General features: G+C 40.3%; 26 protein-coding genes. 16 read left to right on the plus strand and 10 right to left on the minus strand.

The window, feature by feature from the left end:
• Window positions 1-325 precede the first annotated feature (325 nt).
• Entirely contained in the window at window positions 326-919 is a 594-nt protein-coding gene (locus FC96_RS07000) for a hypothetical protein (RefSeq protein ID WP_054660727.1), read from the plus strand.
• A 1,271-nt stretch (window positions 920-2,190) separates the two neighbouring features.
• Here the strand turns inward: FC96_RS07000 and FC96_RS07005 are convergent.
• The 3 genes from FC96_RS07005 to FC96_RS07015 all read right to left on the minus strand — a co-directional run bounded on the left by FC96_RS07005 (window position 2,191) and on the right by FC96_RS07015 (window position 4,552).
• A complete protein-coding gene (locus FC96_RS07005; RefSeq protein ID WP_420835109.1) occupies window positions 2,191-3,528 on the minus strand; it encodes an IS1182 family transposase in 1,338 nt (445 codons plus the stop codon).
• A 232-nt stretch (window positions 3,529-3,760) separates the two neighbouring features.
• Complete coding sequence (locus FC96_RS07010; RefSeq protein WP_056942496.1) at window positions 3,761-4,174, minus strand: ImmA/IrrE family metallo-endopeptidase; 414 nt, start codon at window positions 4,172-4,174, stop codon at window positions 3,761-3,763.
• 15 nt (window positions 4,175-4,189) lie between these two features.
• The gene (locus FC96_RS07015; RefSeq protein WP_054660858.1) at window positions 4,190-4,552 is read right to left on the minus strand and encodes a helix-turn-helix domain-containing protein; all 363 of its coding nucleotides are present in this window, start codon (window positions 4,550-4,552) and stop codon (window positions 4,190-4,192) included.
• Window positions 4,553-4,721: 169 nt separating this feature from the next.
• On the opposite strand from FC96_RS07015, the gene FC96_RS07020 reads away from it, so the two are divergent.
• The gene (locus FC96_RS07020) at window positions 4,722-4,958 is read left to right on the plus strand and encodes a helix-turn-helix transcriptional regulator (protein ID WP_056942497.1); all 237 of its coding nucleotides are present in this window, start codon (window positions 4,722-4,724) and stop codon (window positions 4,956-4,958) included.
• A 144-nt stretch (window positions 4,959-5,102) separates the two neighbouring features.
• On the opposite strand, the gene FC96_RS07025 is transcribed toward FC96_RS07020, so the two are convergent.
• From FC96_RS07025 to FC96_RS07045, 5 genes are all read right to left on the minus strand, one after another.
• A complete protein-coding gene (locus FC96_RS07025) occupies window positions 5,103-5,318 on the minus strand; it encodes a hypothetical protein (RefSeq protein ID WP_054660729.1) in 216 nt (71 codons plus the stop codon).
• A 143-nt stretch (window positions 5,319-5,461) separates the two neighbouring features.
• Window positions 5,462-6,223, minus strand: coding sequence for a hypothetical protein (locus FC96_RS07030; protein ID WP_056942498.1), 762 nt, complete (start codon window positions 6,221-6,223; stop codon window positions 5,462-5,464).
• On the minus strand, window positions 6,220-6,456 hold the full coding sequence (locus tag FC96_RS07035) for a helix-turn-helix domain-containing protein (RefSeq protein ID WP_056942499.1): 237 nt from the start codon (window positions 6,454-6,456) through the stop codon (window positions 6,220-6,222). Before FC96_RS07035 ends, FC96_RS07030 begins: the two co-directional genes overlap by 4 nt.
• Window positions 6,457-6,741: 285 nt before the next feature.
• Complete coding sequence (locus FC96_RS07040) at window positions 6,742-7,305, minus strand: hypothetical protein (protein ID WP_054660733.1); 564 nt, start codon at window positions 7,303-7,305, stop codon at window positions 6,742-6,744.
• Window positions 7,302-7,538 carry a helix-turn-helix domain-containing protein gene (locus FC96_RS07045; RefSeq protein ID WP_054660862.1) on the minus strand — a complete coding sequence of 79 codons (237 nt, stop codon included), beginning with the start codon at window positions 7,536-7,538 and terminating at the stop codon, window positions 7,302-7,304. The genes FC96_RS07040 and FC96_RS07045 overlap by 4 nt, the downstream gene beginning before the upstream one ends.
• Window positions 7,539-7,690: 152 nt before the next feature.
• Between FC96_RS07045 and FC96_RS07050 the strand changes: the two genes are divergently transcribed.
• The 13 genes from FC96_RS07050 (at window position 7,691) to FC96_RS12760 (ending at window position 13,991) form a co-directional block, all read left to right on the plus strand.
• The gene (locus FC96_RS07050; protein WP_054660735.1) at window positions 7,691-7,900 is read left to right on the plus strand and encodes a helix-turn-helix transcriptional regulator; all 210 of its coding nucleotides are present in this window, start codon (window positions 7,691-7,693) and stop codon (window positions 7,898-7,900) included.
• Window positions 7,900-8,184 (plus strand): hypothetical protein, encoded by a 285-nt coding sequence (locus FC96_RS07055; RefSeq protein ID WP_054660737.1) that lies wholly within the window; start codon window positions 7,900-7,902, stop codon window positions 8,182-8,184. Before FC96_RS07050 ends, FC96_RS07055 begins: the two co-directional genes overlap by 1 nt.
• A 73-nt stretch (window positions 8,185-8,257) precedes the next feature.
• Entirely contained in the window at window positions 8,258-8,782 is a 525-nt protein-coding gene (locus tag FC96_RS07060) for a hypothetical protein (protein WP_056942500.1), read from the plus strand.
• An 11-nt stretch (window positions 8,783-8,793) separates the two neighbouring features.
• Window positions 8,794-9,099, plus strand: a complete 306-nt coding sequence (locus FC96_RS07065) for a DUF771 domain-containing protein (RefSeq protein WP_056942501.1) — start codon at window positions 8,794-8,796, stop codon at window positions 9,097-9,099.
• 239 nt (window positions 9,100-9,338) lie between these two features.
• Entirely contained in the window at window positions 9,339-9,515 is a 177-nt protein-coding gene (locus FC96_RS12900) for a hypothetical protein (protein ID WP_156403185.1), read from the plus strand.
• Window positions 9,508-9,810 carry a hypothetical protein gene (locus FC96_RS07070; protein WP_054660743.1) on the plus strand — a complete coding sequence of 101 codons (303 nt, stop codon included), beginning with the start codon at window positions 9,508-9,510 and terminating at the stop codon, window positions 9,808-9,810. Before FC96_RS12900 ends, FC96_RS07070 begins: the two co-directional genes overlap by 8 nt.
• Window positions 9,810-10,331: a host-nuclease inhibitor Gam family protein gene (locus FC96_RS07075; RefSeq protein ID WP_056942502.1), complete on the plus strand. Its 522-nt coding sequence runs from the start codon at window positions 9,810-9,812 to the stop codon at window positions 10,329-10,331. The genes FC96_RS07070 and FC96_RS07075 overlap by 1 nt, the downstream gene beginning before the upstream one ends.
• The gene (locus tag FC96_RS07080; RefSeq protein ID WP_056942503.1) at window positions 10,328-11,476 is read left to right on the plus strand and encodes a hypothetical protein; all 1,149 of its coding nucleotides are present in this window, start codon (window positions 10,328-10,330) and stop codon (window positions 11,474-11,476) included. The genes FC96_RS07075 and FC96_RS07080 overlap by 4 nt, the downstream gene beginning before the upstream one ends.
• Before the next feature lie 12 nt (window positions 11,477-11,488).
• Window positions 11,489-11,788 carry a hypothetical protein gene (locus FC96_RS07085; protein ID WP_054660753.1) on the plus strand — a complete coding sequence of 100 codons (300 nt, stop codon included), beginning with the start codon at window positions 11,489-11,491 and terminating at the stop codon, window positions 11,786-11,788.
• 48 nt (window positions 11,789-11,836) lie between these two features.
• Entirely contained in the window at window positions 11,837-12,673 is an 837-nt protein-coding gene (locus tag FC96_RS07090; RefSeq protein ID WP_056942504.1) for a DnaD domain-containing protein, read from the plus strand.
• 2 nt (window positions 12,674-12,675) lie between these two features.
• Window positions 12,676-12,990, plus strand: a complete 315-nt coding sequence (locus tag FC96_RS07095) for a hypothetical protein (protein WP_054660757.1) — start codon at window positions 12,676-12,678, stop codon at window positions 12,988-12,990.
• Between the two features lie 10 nt (window positions 12,991-13,000).
• Window positions 13,001-13,546, plus strand: coding sequence for a hypothetical protein (locus FC96_RS07100; RefSeq protein ID WP_056942505.1), 546 nt, complete (start codon window positions 13,001-13,003; stop codon window positions 13,544-13,546).
• Entirely contained in the window at window positions 13,536-13,991 is a 456-nt protein-coding gene (locus FC96_RS12760) for a DUF1064 domain-containing protein (protein ID WP_082593427.1), read from the plus strand. The genes FC96_RS07100 and FC96_RS12760 overlap by 11 nt, the downstream gene beginning before the upstream one ends.
• A gap of 136 nt (window positions 13,992-14,127) precedes the next feature.
• On the opposite strand, the gene FC96_RS07110 is transcribed toward FC96_RS12760, so the two are convergent.
• On the minus strand, window positions 14,128-14,343 hold the full coding sequence (locus FC96_RS07110) for a CsbD family protein (RefSeq protein WP_056942506.1): 216 nt from the start codon (window positions 14,341-14,343) through the stop codon (window positions 14,128-14,130).
• 396 nt (window positions 14,344-14,739) lie between these two features.
• Between FC96_RS07110 and FC96_RS07115 the strand changes: the two genes are divergently transcribed.
• Window positions 14,740-15,192, plus strand: coding sequence for an ArpU family phage packaging/lysis transcriptional regulator (locus FC96_RS07115; RefSeq protein WP_054660763.1), 453 nt, complete (start codon window positions 14,740-14,742; stop codon window positions 15,190-15,192).
• A gap of 371 nt (window positions 15,193-15,563) precedes the next feature.
• Here the strand turns inward: FC96_RS07115 and FC96_RS07120 are convergent, their stop codons facing one another.
• Window positions 15,564-15,815, minus strand: coding sequence for a GlsB/YeaQ/YmgE family stress response membrane protein (locus FC96_RS07120; RefSeq protein WP_054660765.1), 252 nt, complete (start codon window positions 15,813-15,815; stop codon window positions 15,564-15,566).
• Window positions 15,816-16,084: the final 269 nt, after the last annotated feature.

A 16,084-nucleotide genomic window follows, 5' to 3' on the forward strand; every position in this document is an offset into this window, starting at 1 on the left:
CAAAGTTGGCCGTGCCTCTGAAAAATTAGCTAACGGTGCTAAGTTTACTGTTTCTAAGGCTGTTAAGAACAGCAAGTCAGGCGACCTTTACTACCAAATCGCTGGCACTAAGACTGCTGCCGATGGTAAGTGGATTGCTGCTAAAGACGTCCAAACTGAAGCACCAGTTGCAGAAAACCAAGTTCGTATTAACTTCACTGATGAAAATGGTAAGGTAGTAGCGTCAAAGACATACACCAACTCAAATTACAAAACACAGGGTGCAGTCGACTTTTTAAATACCTCTGCTCCTAATGTAGCCACTCAGGACACTGTTCTTAACTCATTGGTTTCTGGTTACTCATTGGTTGACGGTTTGAGTGATGCACAAAAGGCGAATAATTCAGCTGCTTTAGCAAATGCTAAGTATGGCTCAACTGTTACATTGTCAGTTAAATCGGCCAAGGCATTCAGTGTATTTGGTGTTGCCGGAAATGATTTATCTAAGACGACTAACTTAACTGGAACAGGTCTTGACGCAACAAGCGATGTTGCATATGATAAGGGAACGTTAGCTAACTTGCGTTTGGCATTAACAAAGGTTGCTACTGGTAAGATTGGTGATAAGATTTCTCGCGCAGATGTTCTTGCCGCAATCAAGTCTGCTGGTGCTGACAAGTTCGTTGTTGTAAAGCAAGGGACGACAGCTATCTCTAGTGCAAAAGATGTACTCCAGGGCAAAGTTTATACAGCAACTCAATACACTTTGGATGACTCAGCTTTGAACGATGCATACTACACGGTACAAGCTGATGGTGCTGGTATCCCAACGTTAACTTATACTGCAAAGGCTGGTCAAGAGAACTCCTCAACTAACCAAGGTGTTACAGCTAATGCTAATAATGAAAACATCTTAGCACGTTTTAACTTTAACTATTAATATTTTAAAATTGTGTTATGATAATTTAGAGCTTTGTTAACTCGTTTTTTAGACCAATTCATTACCTGAATTGGTCTTTTTTATTGGAATTTTAGTTCAATCATGTTGATGGGGCCTATGAATAAAGCGCTTGACCTCACGATCTAAGCTTTCAATTGGGCCGTTAAAATGAGGATAACTCCACATATTCGGAACAGTGGTTTACGTTTTTTTTAGCATATCGATAACGTTACATATATCCATCTGTGGTCTATTTACGTGATGGTTGTCATAGAACCTTCAAAAAATAGGGTATTTAGAATTAATCGGGCCAATTCCATTCTGTTGCGTCACATATTTTTGACGACGCGTAGATAGATGACCTTGAAGTTTTTCAGATGGTTCTCAAATTGGTAAAAAGTACTAAGTTATTTTAAATAAGTAATAATGACGAGATTGTTTGTAAGGCGTTAAATTCAAGATTTTAATTGCTCACTATTCAAAATGTGCTTGATCAACTGAATGTTGCATAAATGGCCGATAATCATGACGGCATTGGGAAAAATATGGTGGATGAAGGTAATATATTTGGCATTCATGTCCGTAGTGAGGGTTCTAACAGTCATCGTTGTGCTAGCAAATAATAACGGTTAACAAAGAAATCAACGAATGTGCGGCTAAGTCGAACTTGCGTTTTTCTAGCTGAGTTTTGAAGTGGTAAAGAAAATGGATGTTAGTATTTAAGAGACGTTGTGCGTTGGAATCTTAAATGCCGGTAATTTCGCAATCTCTTTGGCTGTTAACATATCCAGCACGTGTTAGTTAAAATTACACGATCAAACGTTGGATTGCGTAACAGCATGAGTACCTGTAGCACTGACGTTGTAATACAAACAAATCTATCGCCCTTCAAAGAACTGAGACAAAAATGCGCCTTTTTTAGGTAATTCTATGAGGCCGCAATTTGGCCAGTGTTTTAGATCTTAAGTCCGATGGAATCGACGCGCAAAGGATTTATCGACCTTTTTAGATTTGAACTAATTAAGATGGTATGGCAAATTAATACCAAACCAAGAAAGACATTCGGTTGGAAATCTGCACTGGAGGTTTATGTGAAAGAGGTTTTCTACTTGAAATTGACAATTCGCTACTAAAAAAACTGGTATTAGTGAATACCAATACCAGTTTCAGAGTGAAGACAAACACCACTTTCAAAACTGAGAGCGGTGTTTTCTTTCGCTTTTAAACTCAAATTTACTGGTTAAGGCGAAAAAAATAGACCTTACCGGTCCTTACTTTGCCCTCAATTTTGCCAATTTTTTCATGTTCATGCACGCAAAAGTAAGGCCAACTTTCATAGCCATTTTCTCCCGCCCACGCATGTTTGTGTATCGGAGTCCATGGTCTTCCTTGGCCGTGCCGAAGATGCGTTCAATAGTTTCCTTTCGCAAGTCATACCAGGCACGCCACTTAAGGGTATGCCGAATATCTTCGCATTCATCTAAGGCGTCTTGCCAAATATGCCGCGTAATGACCTTTTGATGATTTTTGGAAAGGGTACATTGTTGAATCATTGCACAAGTGCGGCACACCTTAGGGCTGCTCTTGTACTCTCGGTATCCTTCACGGTTCGTTGTTGAGTAACTCAGTATTTGATCATTTGGACATATGTAACAGTCGTAGTGTTCATCATAGACGTATGCATGCTTCTTAAAAAAGCCCGGTTTAGTCATTGGTCGCTTATAAGGGAAGATAGGTTTAGTCCCATCTTGTAGTACTTCATGGGCGATAGCCGGTGTTTTGTATCCGGAGTCCATTGCGATAGCGAGAGGGTCATAGTGCTTTACCTTGCGGTAAATTGCTTCAAAAGCTTGACTGTCATGCTGATTACCGGCGTTGATTGTGTAATCTAGAATCCAACCATGCTTTTCACACGCGGTTTGGACGCTGTATGCGAAGACTTGCTTGTGTTCACCCTTATGAAACCAGCCACTATCAGGATCATTCTGACTAATTTTCTGTTCGACTTGTTTTGGTGCCTCCTTCCCGGGCGTTAATTCTTTTTTTCCATGATGCAACCGATCGGTTGTAATCTCCTTTTCCAGATCATCATGATAGTAGGTGGCCACCTTGTTAATCGTCTGCTTACGATATTTCTTATTGTTGGCAGCGGCCTTGATATGGGTTCCATCAATAAACAGAACCGACGGGTCGACCAAACCCGCTTCAAAACACTGGTTGAGAATTTGCTCAAAGATTTGCTGAAAGAGATCGGTACCCTTAAATCGACGCTCAAAGTTTTTCCCAAAGGTGGTGAAGTGAGGTACATTATCTGTTAAATCAAGACCTAAAAACCACCGATAGGCGACATTAACTTGAATCTCCTTGATGGTCTGACGCATACTTCGTTTGCCATACAGATATTGAATCATGGGCAGTTTGAGTAACATTACCGGATCAAGACTCGGCCGACCCGTATCGTCGGCATATAGTGGACGGACTAGTTGGCGCAAAAAATTGAAATCGATAACTGCGTCAATCTTTCGCAGTAAATGATCCTGTGGTACCAATTCATCTAAACAAACGAACTGGACTTGATTACGAACATCTTCATTTTTAGGCTTTCCCATCATGATAATCACCTCGCTACCGCTATTATAAAGCGGTTTCATTGTTGAGAAAACAAAAAAGAAGACAAAGTCCATCGAAATAGATACTTTGTCTTCAGTCTGAAACTGGTATTAGTGAATACCAATACCAGTTTTTTTTGTTTTTAACTATCATGCACTGTTTTCTCCAATTGTTTATGTGTTTATGAAAACAACCTTACAAAAATAGAATGATCCATTAAAAATATTTACTTTAAAAGATTGGCATCCCGTACAGATAAACCAAGTCAAAATAGTTGTCGGGTAGGCGCTGATTCTCTTCGATATACAGTTGGCCGAGTAAAGCAACAGCGAATTCATTGGCTTCATTCTCTAGGCTTGAATGGGCATAATTGTTAAGAGTATAGTATCCGATTAGACCTTCTTGCATTATTATATGGCCTAATTCATGGGCCATCGTAAAGTAACGTAATGGCTGATCGTGAATTTGCTCATTCAACAATACTATGGGCTCACCGTTATCATACATAGTCTTACCAAGAGGGGATCTTCCAAGTGATTTCCATCTGACATCAATGTTTAATTTATCTGCCAAGACAAATGGATCGGCAGTGTGGTAGGAGTTAGTCACTATCCGAGAAATTTCTGCAATTCTGTTATTACTCATTTAGTTTTCCTCCCCCTAATCATGTTTATGCCTGCTCCAGAAAATTTGAGTCATTGCAATTTTAAGTTTTTCTTTTTCTTCTTTAGTTAGATTTTCACCGCCATAGGTCATAGATCCTTCATTCTCAGTGAGAAACTTTTGTAAATCATTTGTATCTTTCTCATTAGCCCATTTTGGAGTTTCGTTGTTGCCTAGGAGGTAATCAATTGTCACATCAAATCTTTTAGCGATTTTGGATAGAACTTCGTAATCGGGTTGCCTTTTTCCTTGCTCATATGATGCATAGGTAGTTTTTGCAACACCAATTTGCTTAGCTATGGATTCTTGAGTTAAACCTGGTTGAGATTTTCTTAGCTCTTTTAATCTATTAGCGAACATGAATTGATCCCCTTTCATATCAAGAATTATAGTACGCGTATTGTATACTTTAAAGAAAAACAAAAATAATACTCGAAAAGAGTTTTTTTATTGACTATGTACGCGATATGTACTATATTTAAAACATTAAAGGAACATGGGATATGTACCTGAGATGGGAGGTAAGACAATGCAAGAGCGCCTGTGGCTTAAAGAATATAGAAGGTTACACAATTTGTCTCAAGATCAAATGGCTAACATTCTTGACATCCCCAAATCAACTTACACTTCGTATGAAAGTGGTTGGCGAACACCTAATGTGGATAAGGCTAAAGACCTTTCTTTAAAGATGGGAGTTGAATGGACTATTTTTTTTGAAAAAGAAGTACGCGATTTGAGTATGAGTGGTAAGAAGGTCAACCACTGAGGAATTCAGTATTCCTAAACCATTTTGCTGATAACTTAATTTTACTTTCTGTTGGTGTGAATAACCAACGGAATCTATTCAAATAGGGGAGAAGAGTTGCTTAAAACAAAAGAAGAATGAGTATTGGTCATTCTTCTTTGGATATTAGTTTGGCTTATCCCAAATAATGTCAACAATACTGTCACTCACCCAGTTTAGATGGACGTTTAAGACATGAGATTCAATTAAAGTGCCAGCGGTATCCCAAACATCTTGTTGATCAAACATAGGGGCGGTAAAACCTTTGTTTTCGCCTTCTATATAATGATTTTTGGAACCGACGGTAATTAAAAACTCAGCGACCTCCTCGTTATACGCCATTTTATTCACCTCCCCCATAAGCTCATTATCTCACAATGAGTGAATATGTAAATTGATTAATGCAGGGGGGTAGTGGACGAAAGTACTAAGCAATGGATCTAAAAAAGCCAATACAATGAAAAAGTATTGGCCATGCGATTCAGTTAAAATTTTTTATGACGTTTATTGTGTGATTCTTGAAATTGTACGTTTGGGCTTTGAATAGGGAATTTTTTCCTGTGAGTGAATCCCCAAATTTTTCCCAGATACATCATTACCATCCTGGTAGGTATATTTTGAGAAGAAAACCAATAGGTGAAAGTTTTCGTTGCGGCTGATCCGATTACTTCAGTTCCAATTAAAGGGGTGGAAGCACTTTTGTTGATGTTATGTTCTGAATCATCTGATTGATCAATTTCTTCTAGCAAGTGCTCCCGAATTTGAATACGTTTAAAGCTTTTCCAATTTTCTAGTGTATGTCTGCTCTTAGCTGATAAGTTTGAGAGTGTTTCAGAAGAATTCAAATTGCTATCTGAAGTCTCCATTGTCGGTAATGCAATTAGCGTACCCCCAGTATTAAACGTGTTTATTCGTTTGGAGGTAGTCTCTTGTTTAACGAGACGGTTTAATCTCTCTTCAATTTGATCAGCGATCCAATTTTCTTGGGCGATTTCATAGTTGTAATAAATTTCGGAAATGCTTCGCAAATCAGAATCCAAAAAGGAAATTTCTTTAATTTTGATTGGAGTCGAAGACAAACTCGTAATGGTTATTTCTAATTTAATGGAATCGTCATTCGTGGAAAAAAACCATTTTGTTTTAACAGCAAAGTGACTACGATTCATCCACCAACCTAGTGCGGTGAGAACAAAAGTTAAAAAAGCAAATACTAAGGCTATCAAGAGGATCAAAAACTGATCTTTCATTCTTCCACCTCATTGTAAGGAGGAAAGTCGAAAAAATCTCGAACAGAAGTGTGCAGTCCATTGCAGACTCTATAAATTGTATCTACTCGGGACGACGAGCTTCGATTAATGATGTTATTGAGCGTCGATGCAGTCAACCCCGATAGTTTTGCCACTCTATTCAAAGTTAGATCTCGCATGCGCATATATTTGTATAAACGTTTAGCGAATAGATTTCCACGATTGTAATCCATGTTTGTTCCCCCTCTTCCCCCAATTGGGTAACTAGTATTATAAGCGTATTAAACTAATTTTGTAAAGTCTCATTCAAAAGGGAAGAATTTTTCACCAGAAAGCTAGCATTTACACGGAAATTGTCACTGTTGGTCTAGTTGGCTAGATGTGAAAAAATGAAAAATTCAATTCAAAAAGGAGGTGACCACTATGCATCTTGCGGTCGCTATCACTTCATTGGTTGGGTCGATAATTTGTTTTGTGTACGTAGTTTATGTGAATCATCGATATTGATTTTGGATGTTCTAAACTTTCTTACCATTGACAGTTTTTAATTGAGGCAAAGTTCCTCCCAAATCTCTATCGAAAATTAAAGAAAGGTCGTTAAGGCTGATGAAAGGAGTCGCAGACTTCTTTATATGGATACGCTGGGTATGCGTTCCGGTGAGAACGATACAAAAACCGTCTTTAGGTAATTGACCAGAAAAAGCTAGTACAACTTGTTTTGAATGTTGTGGATCAATATTCATTGGAACGTAATCCGAATACACCAAATGTACGTCACTGTCATCAGGATCCGTTTTAAGAATTGTCCTTGTCGTAACCAAGACAGGATAGCGATAAGCGTCACTTATAAATTTATTATTACTTGACTCAACGGAAACATTGGTTATCGAATGTGAAATTGATGATTGGTTGTAGACATTTAATGCAAAATAAAAATTACCAGAGTCGTCTGAATCATAGGAAGTTTGGTAAATCCAATTCAAGTTCACAAGATCACGTCGTAGTTGAGTGAACCTAGTGTACAACGCAGTCAAGATACTAATTACCAAAGCAAATAACGCAATTATGTCAGAATTAGTCATTCTTCCACCTCGTTGTAGGGCGGGAAGTCGAAAAAGTCGCGCACGGAGATGTCAAGACCATCACAAATCTTGTAGATGGTGTCAATTCTGGGAGCAGAACCACGATTAACAATGTTATTCAGCGTGGAGGCAGTAATATTTGAAAGGGTAGCAACTCTATTGAGTGTTAGGTTTCTGTCTCTCATGTATTTGTACAAACGATCTGTAAAAAGTTTTCCATGATCAAATTCCATGTTTGCTATGCTCCTTAAACCCATCTGGGTAATGTTTACTACAAGCGTAGCAAACTTGCTTTTAAAATAATTTACCCAAATGGGTTTACAACGTTCCCAAAAGGGTATATATTGCTTTCATACCCAAATGGGTCAATTAAAGAGGTGATTATATGAACAGTGGTGAAAAATTAATTCGATTCCGAGAACGTGCGGGAATGACACAAGCCAAGTTATCTGACGTCAGCAGGGTTCCTCAAACCACGATTAGTGGCATTGAAAATACAGATAAAACACCTGGTCTCATCACAGCAACTAAACTTGCTGATGCGCTTGGAATTGATGTGAAGGAATTATTACCTGAAAAAGAGGTGACCAAGTAATGGAAGTAACAAAAGAACAGTTGAATCAATTAGTAGATAAAGCGGTCGAAGAAAAGCTGTCAGCGATGGTAGATAAACCTAAGCGTCCGCGTGAGTGGACAAAGTTAAGTCAAGAGATTGAAAATCATTTGTCTCACTTCGGAAATCCTGATGCTTATCAATTAAAGAATTCGATTAATACGATTTTACGAATTAAGCTGCACGTCAGAAATGTTTACCAGATCAATTCGAGCAACATCAATGAAGCTCGTAAAATCGTACAAGGATTGCTAAACACTATTTAGTTCCCAATATTAGAATATCTCGCTTTTGAGCAAAGAAACTAAAAGATCTATTCAATGAAGGGAGGTGATGACATTGGTAGATTTAAAGTTTGCTAAACGATTGAAACATGATTTAACGGCTATTAAGCCTGTTAAAACGCATGAGCAAGTAGCTAATGAGATACACATGGCACCTAGCGCTCTGAGTAATTTAAAGACCGGTAAGCGCAGTGCAACACGTGAAGTTAAACGGACACTGGTTGAATCACTTGGATCATTGAAATTAGCGATGAGTGCCGCTCGTAGCGAATTCGGTGTACTGTCGTTTTTGAATGATAGCAAGTTGCAGCTGGAATCTCCTTATGCCACTTCAATTATCCAACACAAAGAAGAGCAAGAACGAATTCAAGCTGAACATGATTTTGAGTTAGCCTACACCAAGAAGCCAAGTGAGCGCAATGCTGAAGACCAAGCGCACATCGAAAACTTCATCCAACAATATTTGGAAGAACAGGGAGCAGAGAGAACTGACATGATCGTCAAGGCTCTAAGCTCTGGCATGTCAGAAGAAAAGCTTCAAAGCATGATTGATCATTACAATCGTGTTTACGGCGGATAGAAGGTGGAAATATGGCAGAATCTATTGACATTTTAATTGCACAGCAACATCTCCGGTTAGTTGAGGAAGATGAATTTCAAGAGTTTCAGGCGTGGAAAAAAGCTCAAGTTAAACCGGAAGAGTGGACGTTAAAACAGTTCGCCGAGCACGTGTTTAACCAGAAGGGAACTACTAGGGCGCTGAATTACTTAATTAAGTACAAAAACCAATTGGATGTATTGCGTGGCGGATTTATCGATTATGGTAGTACACACAATGGTTGGCATATTCCGTCTCACGAAATTCAAAAATTCATTATTGAACACGGTTTGAATTAAGGAGGTAATCGATATGGTTACATTTACTTGGGTCGGGTTAACTGCAAGCCTCATTGGTGTTAGTGTCTTGACGTTGGCCTTTGAGCACCGGCACGACAAACGATTCTTTGACTAGGAGATGAGCAAATGAAAAAAGAGCAAAAAAATAACCCACTGTCGGGCATGACAGTGAGTCAACATAAGTTACTTGAGAATAACTTTTATGCTTTTAATTTTAACCCAAAATGGGGGTCGTGGCAATGGCTGAAGAACTTAATAGATTCAGACAAACACTCAAAACGGCTTATGACTTATCCGAGTTCTTGGAAGACCTTAGCGAAGCCGATTTACGGACTCGTAAGAAGGTAAAGGTTGATATGCGACGGTGCGTTAACCAGATTGTACAGGCCTATAAAGGAGTGATTGACGATGATTGACCCATATAGTTTATACCCATCAGGAACCGTTACCAATGCCCTTGATTACGAAGGAAACCGATTAGAAGCTGGTACTCAGGTGTGGCGGTATGACGGGCTTAATTTTCCGACGAATGAATGGGATATTGAAAACGAAATTTTAAAACAAATTTTAAAGCACACAACTCCCAAGCAAATGGCTTCAACATTGCTTGATGAAATAGAACCAGGAGATACTTGGGATCGTGGATTGGTGGCATTAGGTGCGTTGCTAGGCAGAATTAATGGCTTAGGTGCATTTGAGGAGGGATTGTAATGAGCGAAGTACTTGAAAATCACCCGAAGGCCGAGGGTGAAAGGTTCCATATAAATGATGACACCGCTGCTAACTGGGCTTTTCGGAAGTTGGCAGAAATTAATCGGGAACTGAAAGACAAGCAAGAGCAGAAACACGAGTTCGACCGGCAAACACAAGAATGGTTTGATCGGACAACCCATGATTTAAACGAAAGCCACGATTACTTTGAATCGCTTTTGGAAGAGTACCGACAGACCAGACCAGATGGCAAAATTAATGTTCCGGCCGGTAAAGCCATGGTGACTAAGCGTAAGAACTGGGAGCACGATGACGAGCAGTTGCAATCCTTCGTGGCCACCTCGCACCCGGAGTTTATTGAGTCAAAACTAACGCTCAAATGGGGCGACTTCAAGAAAACCTTGACACCAGTCAAAGGCGGTAAGGCCATTGATCAGGACGGTCAAATTGTCCCAGGAATCCATGTGACTGAAAGAGAAGATGTTAAGTTTACACCTACAAAGGGGGTCGATGATCTATGAGTGAAGCACTAGCAAATACGCGACAAACACAGCCAGAAGACTCATCGGCAATGTCGTTGATTATGACGGTCAAACCCAGCCAAGTCACTGCTCAGTTAAAAGCCATTAAAGAATTTCAAAATTTGGTCCAGAACCAATTGATTGAAGGTAAGGACTTTGGAATTATCCCGGGGACCGGGGCAAAGCCAACCTTATTAAAACCAGGTGCCGAAAAAATTCTCATGCTAATGGGCGTTCAGAGTGAATACGCAGTAATTGACAAGGTAGAAAATTATGATCCCGATAATGCCTATTTCGACTACACAGTTAAATGCACCCTATTGAAAGACGGCAAGTTAATCACTGAAGGACTTGGTAACGGGAATACGCGCGAAAAAAAGAACCAGCGAAATTCTTTCGAAGATGGTGTCAAGGTTCCCGATCCCAATGCTCCGTTTGACGTAAAGAACACAGTGCTAAAGATGGCTAAGAAACGTGCACAGGTTGATGCTACGCTCACGATTGGTTCGCTATCAGATTTATTTACGCAAGACATCGAAGACATGTCAGGTTTTGATGAACGTGCTGAACTAGCTACAATGACTTATCAGGATGCTCTTAAAGTACAGTCACCCATGAAAAAGAGTAAAGGGACACCATTGGGAGACCTGGTTAAGACAGACCGAAATAGTGTGCAATTTCTAGCCGACAAAGCGTATGACAAAAAAGTAAAGGCAGCTGCCAAGTTAGTTTTATCCGGCCCTAAATCAGAATCTCCTCGGGCCAATCGGGCTGAGTCAGAACAACCCAACAATATAAATTCTCAGCAGACTCCAGAAAAGCCCACTCTAAGTGGGACTAGTGTGGCCAAACTGAAAATTATTGCGATTCAGTCGAACAAAGCCGCTAAACAGCTGGGATTACCTGATACCAAGCAACCTGCTAAGCAAGTTGTCAAAGAAATTGTGGGTGACGACTGGGATGGTAATTGGGGCAGTTTAACCGATGATGAAGTTACTAAGGTGGCCGACGGTATGCAAGCCATGATTACAGAGTTAGAAGCCCCATTAAAAGAACACGAAGATGAAAAACAAACGCCACCTAAGGACCCGTTTGCAGACAACGCCACGGACGTGGACATTAACACAGACGATCTACCATTCTAGGAGGAATTAATTATGAGCGAACCAACAATTACAGTTACCAGAACATTAGTAGATGGACACTATGCCTCGTGTTTAACAGCGTCGGGTATGAGCCGTATGGAGGTCTTAACCGGTTTAACATCTGCAGTCGTTGGCATTATGAAGGACATGGGTTTTAATAGCGATATGGTAAGCAATATCTGTAACGAGATTAAAGAACAATTTACATCAGATCCCGTAGTAAGTTCAACAGAGGGAGCCGATATTTCTGAAGGTTTGACGCCTGAGATAATTGCTATGTTAGCAAATATTCTTGGCAAGAAATTACAGTAAACATTTAATCAGTAGTGGTGGGAGGGTAGGCATTGAGGGGGTGGCAAGTTGAATTACATTACGCAGATTAAAGCTTTCTATGACAAGCTCGAAAATGATCCGCTGAACTCATCGGCAATTGCACTCTGGCACGCACTAATGGCCCAGAACAATAAAACCGCATGGTCGGCAACGTTCACGGTAGCTTCGTCGGTGTTAAAGCAAAAATCTGGTATTAAATCCGACTCCAACTTCTTTAAAGTACGCAATGAACTTGCTCAGGCAGGTTACATTAAGTGGTCACCACGTAAAGGCAATCAAGCTGCTATCTACTCAATTCTTAATTTGTCTCCATATAGTGGAGACAGTAGTGGAGGCAATGGTGGAGACAACAGTAGAGGCAGTAGTGGAGACAACAGTGGAGCATTAAATAAACTAAACAAAACTAAACGAAACAATGACGATGACAAAGGCGTGACCAACACGGCCGAGCAAAATACCTGGGAGCTGTGGCAGCAACTTTGGGGTTTCCCAAATGCTATCGTCCAGCAAGATTTGACGAACTGGGTGTCTGAGTTTGGCTCTGACCTGGTTAACTTTGCCGTCACCATCGCCGGCAGTAAACAAATCCCGGCTAAGAACTCGGTTAAGTACGTCGATCGCGTGTTGGAAGGTTGGCGTGAATTGAAGGTCACGACAATCGAAGCGGCCAAAAAGGCCGATGTAGAGCACCAGCGAAAGATGGAACGAGAGCGAAAGGCTAACCGTCCAGGAGGCTACAAACTGCCTAGACGAATTAAAGAGACATTACCTGATTGGATCCAAGATGACTATGAACCACCAAAACCAGCTAAGTACGAGAACAAAGATTTACCAAGTTTTGACGAAATTTTGAAGGGGGATTAAGCATGGCAGATAAGACAAGATGGGCCGACGCTTTTATGGCCCTAGCAGAGGCACAAGCATACGGCGAGGGACCTGGGTTTAAATTCGTTCAAGACCGACTGAGAGAAGCATATGCAGTTGACGGCCAGACGCAAACAGGCGAGCACAGCAGAAAGTGGTTTAAGTTCTTTGCCATCATAATTTGCATGGAACAGGCGCAAAAAGGCATTGGGATCCCCGATGGTTTCGAATTTTTCTGGCAGCCAAAAGTCACTGCTGAAGAGTATCTGGCTGACTTTGAAGTGGCTAAGCGCAAGCAGTTAATCAAAAGAAAGTGATGGAGATAACATGACACCAAAAGCATTGGCGAAGTTGCATGAATTGGAGATTAAGCACGGCGATGATCTAAGCAAATTAACCTACGATGATCCGGAGTTAGAAGAGTTACGAGGCTTAATTCTTACTAAGAAACGACATGGCAACGTAATGTTGAGTGATAAGCAGTATCAGATGGTTAAGACGGCTATCGAAAATGGCAACGTCAAATTTAGTAGTTTGGCTGATCGGCTGGGCATGTCTTCTGTCCGGACTGCCCAGGTATTAAAAGCGGTACGAATGGAATTAGGTATTATGGATTCAAAAAAGAGCGCAACAATCACGCCAGAAACTAAGCCTAGAGCCATCTCACGCTACATTACTGGACTGATGGAATCTTGGGATGTTGCAAAAATGACGAGAGCAGAGTTAGCCAATGCCTTGAATGCCGATGAGCAACTCATGGCGTGGCGGGGTGGTAAACGTTATCGTGGAACTGACGCTGCTAATTTGGCCAACTACCGTGGTTATCAGCTTAAAAAAATACAGGCAAAGAGTGGTAGAGCTAATGCCGATTAGGTATCCAAGGGGTGTTAAGAGGCCCACCGGGGCACGTAAGCGACGATTAAAATCTCAAACCGGCAGATTATCACAGAAATCTCAAAACAAATTTGGCGCCCGTAAAATTGAGGTTAATGGTTATAAGTTTGATAGCCGGGCTGAAGCAGCTTATTACTGCCAGTTAAAAACTTTGAAACAAGAGTTTAGAATACATGAACGTTTTCAAATTTGTCCCAGTTTCAAAATACATGGTAAGACGTATCGTAGCCGATCTTACACACCTGATTTCAGCATTTATGACGGTGACAAATTGCTATCAGTAATTGATGTTAAAGGTGGCAAAGCAACTCTTACGACCGACAGTAAATTACGGATGGTGCTGTTTATGCACGAGCATGGAGTACCAGTTGTGATTGCTAGGTATGATTACCATAATAAGATTTTTAAAGAGGAACTATTGTGATTAAAACTGCGAAGTAGGCTCTCGTTACAAGTAACACGGGAAGGTCCGGTTAACGATGACGTTGATACTGGAATTGTTTAATTAGACTAGGATTCACGGATACTAAAAAAGCCGTCCTTAGGACGGCTTGATAAATCTACTTTTTTTCTTTATCGAATTTTTCTTTGACGTCATCAATGGCTTCTGAAGCTGCATCCTTTGCATCGGCAAGTTTTTCTTTGGCTTTGCCGAGTAACCCCTCAGCCTTACCTTGTGCTTCGCGACCCTTGTCGTTAGTTACTTTGCCTTCAACTTCTTTAGCCTTGCCGGAAACTTTATCCTTAGTGCTATCAATCATATCGTCTAGTGACATAATGGTAACCTCCTAAATTTGATCTAGTTTAAGTGTCGCAGAAAAATCACTATAAAGCAAATAAAAAGGTATCGTTGCCAAGAAGTGTAATTGCAATAATCATAGCTTCAAAGAGGATCGAAACTTGCGCCAAAGATCAAATGGTCAGTTGAAGTTACAAATTAAATCTAAACAAAAAGACGCCTCTCTGGACGCCTTTGATCAGGATTCTTTGTGGAGTGTTAATAGATACCAACCTATTAACAAGTACATGGTACAACTTATCAGTTAAGAAATGGTTACGAGAAAGTTAAAAAAATAAAAAGTCATCCCACAAGTGTTTGCAGAATGACTACAATTATTCCCGACACGATAATTATAGCGGATAAACACTGACACGACAAGGGGTGGAACGGGTTGAAAAGTAGTGCCTATTTTAGCAAGTTAGATGAAGAAGCAACGTTAGAAAAAGCAAAAGCGCTATTGGGTGACTATGTGCTGTTGCATAGGATTGAAAGACGAGACGTGATTTCATTACGATCACCTTCAATGGATGGTATGCCCAAATCACCCAATTTTAAAAATACAGCAGAGAATAGTCTAATAGAGCACAGTTCGGCAACTGTTGTTTGTACTGAAATTAGGCACGCGATTGATGCTTTAGAGCGAGAAGAGTATCGATATATTTTGAAACGCAAGTTCTTGACTGAATTTCCCGACAAAGATGACTTGATTATGGATCACATTGGTTATTCAAAGACGCAGTATACGAAAATCAAAAAGGATGCCATTATCGCTTTTGCGTTTCAGTTTCCGCCTCAATTGGAGGAGGGAAATAAATTGAATGATTTATTGGTATTTAAAGCTTAATTTGAGAGTGAACTTTTAGTGAACTAAGACCGAACCAAAAGCTCGGATTATGGGTGTAAATTGGTATTATCAAAAGAATTAGATAAATTCCTCCGATTCTTTCAGGGTGTTACGGTTTAGTTGGTTCGACTCCAACTGCACCCGTTGCCGGCCCCATAGCCGACAAACCTCCTAAATATATTTGTTATTGGTCGCCACGCTGTGGTAGCAGGTGTCGGTTCGACTCCGATACGTGGCATATGCCCGCTTCAAATTTTAAGGAGGGATGCTCCTCTCGTACTGGGCGGGCGTTCGCGCTTTAAGCCGGTGTCTAACGCCGGCTTTTTTTGGAAATTAAAAAACGCCCGGAAAATTCGGGCGTTTTGAAAGTACTAATTTTTAGATTGTAGTCCTACCACGTAAGATGCAATCAGAACTAAAATAATGGCACCAATGATTGAAGGTACGATTGCCATTCCAGCTAGTTGAGGTCCCCAATGGCCAAGTACAGCTTCTCCCAAGGCCGATCCTACTAGGCCGGCGATAATATTGGCAATCCAGCCCATTGAGTTACCACGGCCGGTAATTGCTCCAGCGATAACACCAATAATTGCTCCTACAATTAATACCCATAACCAGTGCATAATATTTCCTCCCAATCTTTGATATTTATTTGAGACATTGTTATTAAATTCCGGGAAGCAGTTTGAGACAGATATAGTCCAAGTAAGTTAATTCAAGTACTTTAACTTAAAAATAAAAAACGTTAGGCCAATCCCCTTAAAAATTTTCCTGATCATTAATAACAAATGACTCTATTGATATTATAAGACCTTTTTTTGTAGTAATTCAATTTATTTAAAAATCAAGCGGACCTCCAATGCGGCTAACTATGCTTCTTTTCTATAATGTT

The organism is Secundilactobacillus kimchicus JCM 15530 (assembly GCF_001433995.1).
Taxonomy (GTDB): Bacteria; Bacillota; Bacilli; order Lactobacillales; family Lactobacillaceae; genus Secundilactobacillus; species Secundilactobacillus kimchicus.

Bases quoted from the DNA above. Each gene is read 5' to 3' on its own strand.
- FC96_RS07005 (WP_420835109.1), bottom strand. From the start codon at position 3,528: ATGGGAAAGCCTAAAAATGAAGATGTTCGTAATCAAGTCCAGTTCGTT.
- FC96_RS07010 (WP_056942496.1), bottom strand. From the start codon at position 4,174: ATGAGTAATAACAGAATTGCAGAAATTTCTCGGATAGTGACTAACTCC.
- FC96_RS07015 (WP_054660858.1), bottom strand. From the start codon at position 4,552: ATGTTCGCTAATAGATTAAAAGAGCTAAGAAAATCTCAACCAGGTTTA.
- FC96_RS07020 (WP_056942497.1), top strand. From the start codon at position 4,722: ATGCAAGAGCGCCTGTGGCTTAAAGAATATAGAAGGTTACACAATTTG.
- FC96_RS07025 (WP_054660729.1), bottom strand. From the start codon at position 5,318: ATGGCGTATAACGAGGAGGTCGCTGAGTTTTTAATTACCGTCGGTTCC.
- FC96_RS07030 (WP_056942498.1), bottom strand. From the start codon at position 6,223: ATGAAAGATCAGTTTTTGATCCTCTTGATAGCCTTAGTATTTGCTTTT.
- FC96_RS07035 (WP_056942499.1), bottom strand. From the start codon at position 6,456: ATGGATTACAATCGTGGAAATCTATTCGCTAAACGTTTATACAAATAT.
- FC96_RS07040 (WP_054660733.1), bottom strand. From the start codon at position 7,305: ATGACTAATTCTGACATAATTGCGTTATTTGCTTTGGTAATTAGTATC.
- FC96_RS07045 (WP_054660862.1), bottom strand. From the start codon at position 7,538: ATGGAATTTGATCATGGAAAACTTTTTACAGATCGTTTGTACAAATAC.
- FC96_RS07050 (WP_054660735.1), top strand. From the start codon at position 7,691: ATGAACAGTGGTGAAAAATTAATTCGATTCCGAGAACGTGCGGGAATG.
- FC96_RS07055 (WP_054660737.1), top strand. From the start codon at position 7,900: ATGGAAGTAACAAAAGAACAGTTGAATCAATTAGTAGATAAAGCGGTC.
- FC96_RS07065 (WP_056942501.1), top strand. From the start codon at position 8,794: ATGGCAGAATCTATTGACATTTTAATTGCACAGCAACATCTCCGGTTA.
- FC96_RS12900 (WP_156403185.1), top strand. From the start codon at position 9,339: ATGGCTGAAGAACTTAATAGATTCAGACAAACACTCAAAACGGCTTAT.
- FC96_RS07070 (WP_054660743.1), top strand. From the start codon at position 9,508: ATGATTGACCCATATAGTTTATACCCATCAGGAACCGTTACCAATGCC.
- FC96_RS07075 (WP_056942502.1), top strand. From the start codon at position 9,810: ATGAGCGAAGTACTTGAAAATCACCCGAAGGCCGAGGGTGAAAGGTTC.
- FC96_RS07080 (WP_056942503.1), top strand. From the start codon at position 10,328: ATGAGTGAAGCACTAGCAAATACGCGACAAACACAGCCAGAAGACTCA.
- FC96_RS07085 (WP_054660753.1), top strand. From the start codon at position 11,489: ATGAGCGAACCAACAATTACAGTTACCAGAACATTAGTAGATGGACAC.
- FC96_RS07095 (WP_054660757.1), top strand. From the start codon at position 12,676: ATGGCAGATAAGACAAGATGGGCCGACGCTTTTATGGCCCTAGCAGAG.
- FC96_RS07100 (WP_056942505.1), top strand. From the start codon at position 13,001: ATGACACCAAAAGCATTGGCGAAGTTGCATGAATTGGAGATTAAGCAC.
- FC96_RS12760 (WP_082593427.1), top strand. From the start codon at position 13,536: ATGCCGATTAGGTATCCAAGGGGTGTTAAGAGGCCCACCGGGGCACGT.
- FC96_RS07110 (WP_056942506.1), bottom strand. From the start codon at position 14,343: ATGTCACTAGACGATATGATTGATAGCACTAAGGATAAAGTTTCCGGC.
- FC96_RS07120 (WP_054660765.1), bottom strand. From the start codon at position 15,815: ATGCACTGGTTATGGGTATTAATTGTAGGAGCAATTATTGGTGTTATC.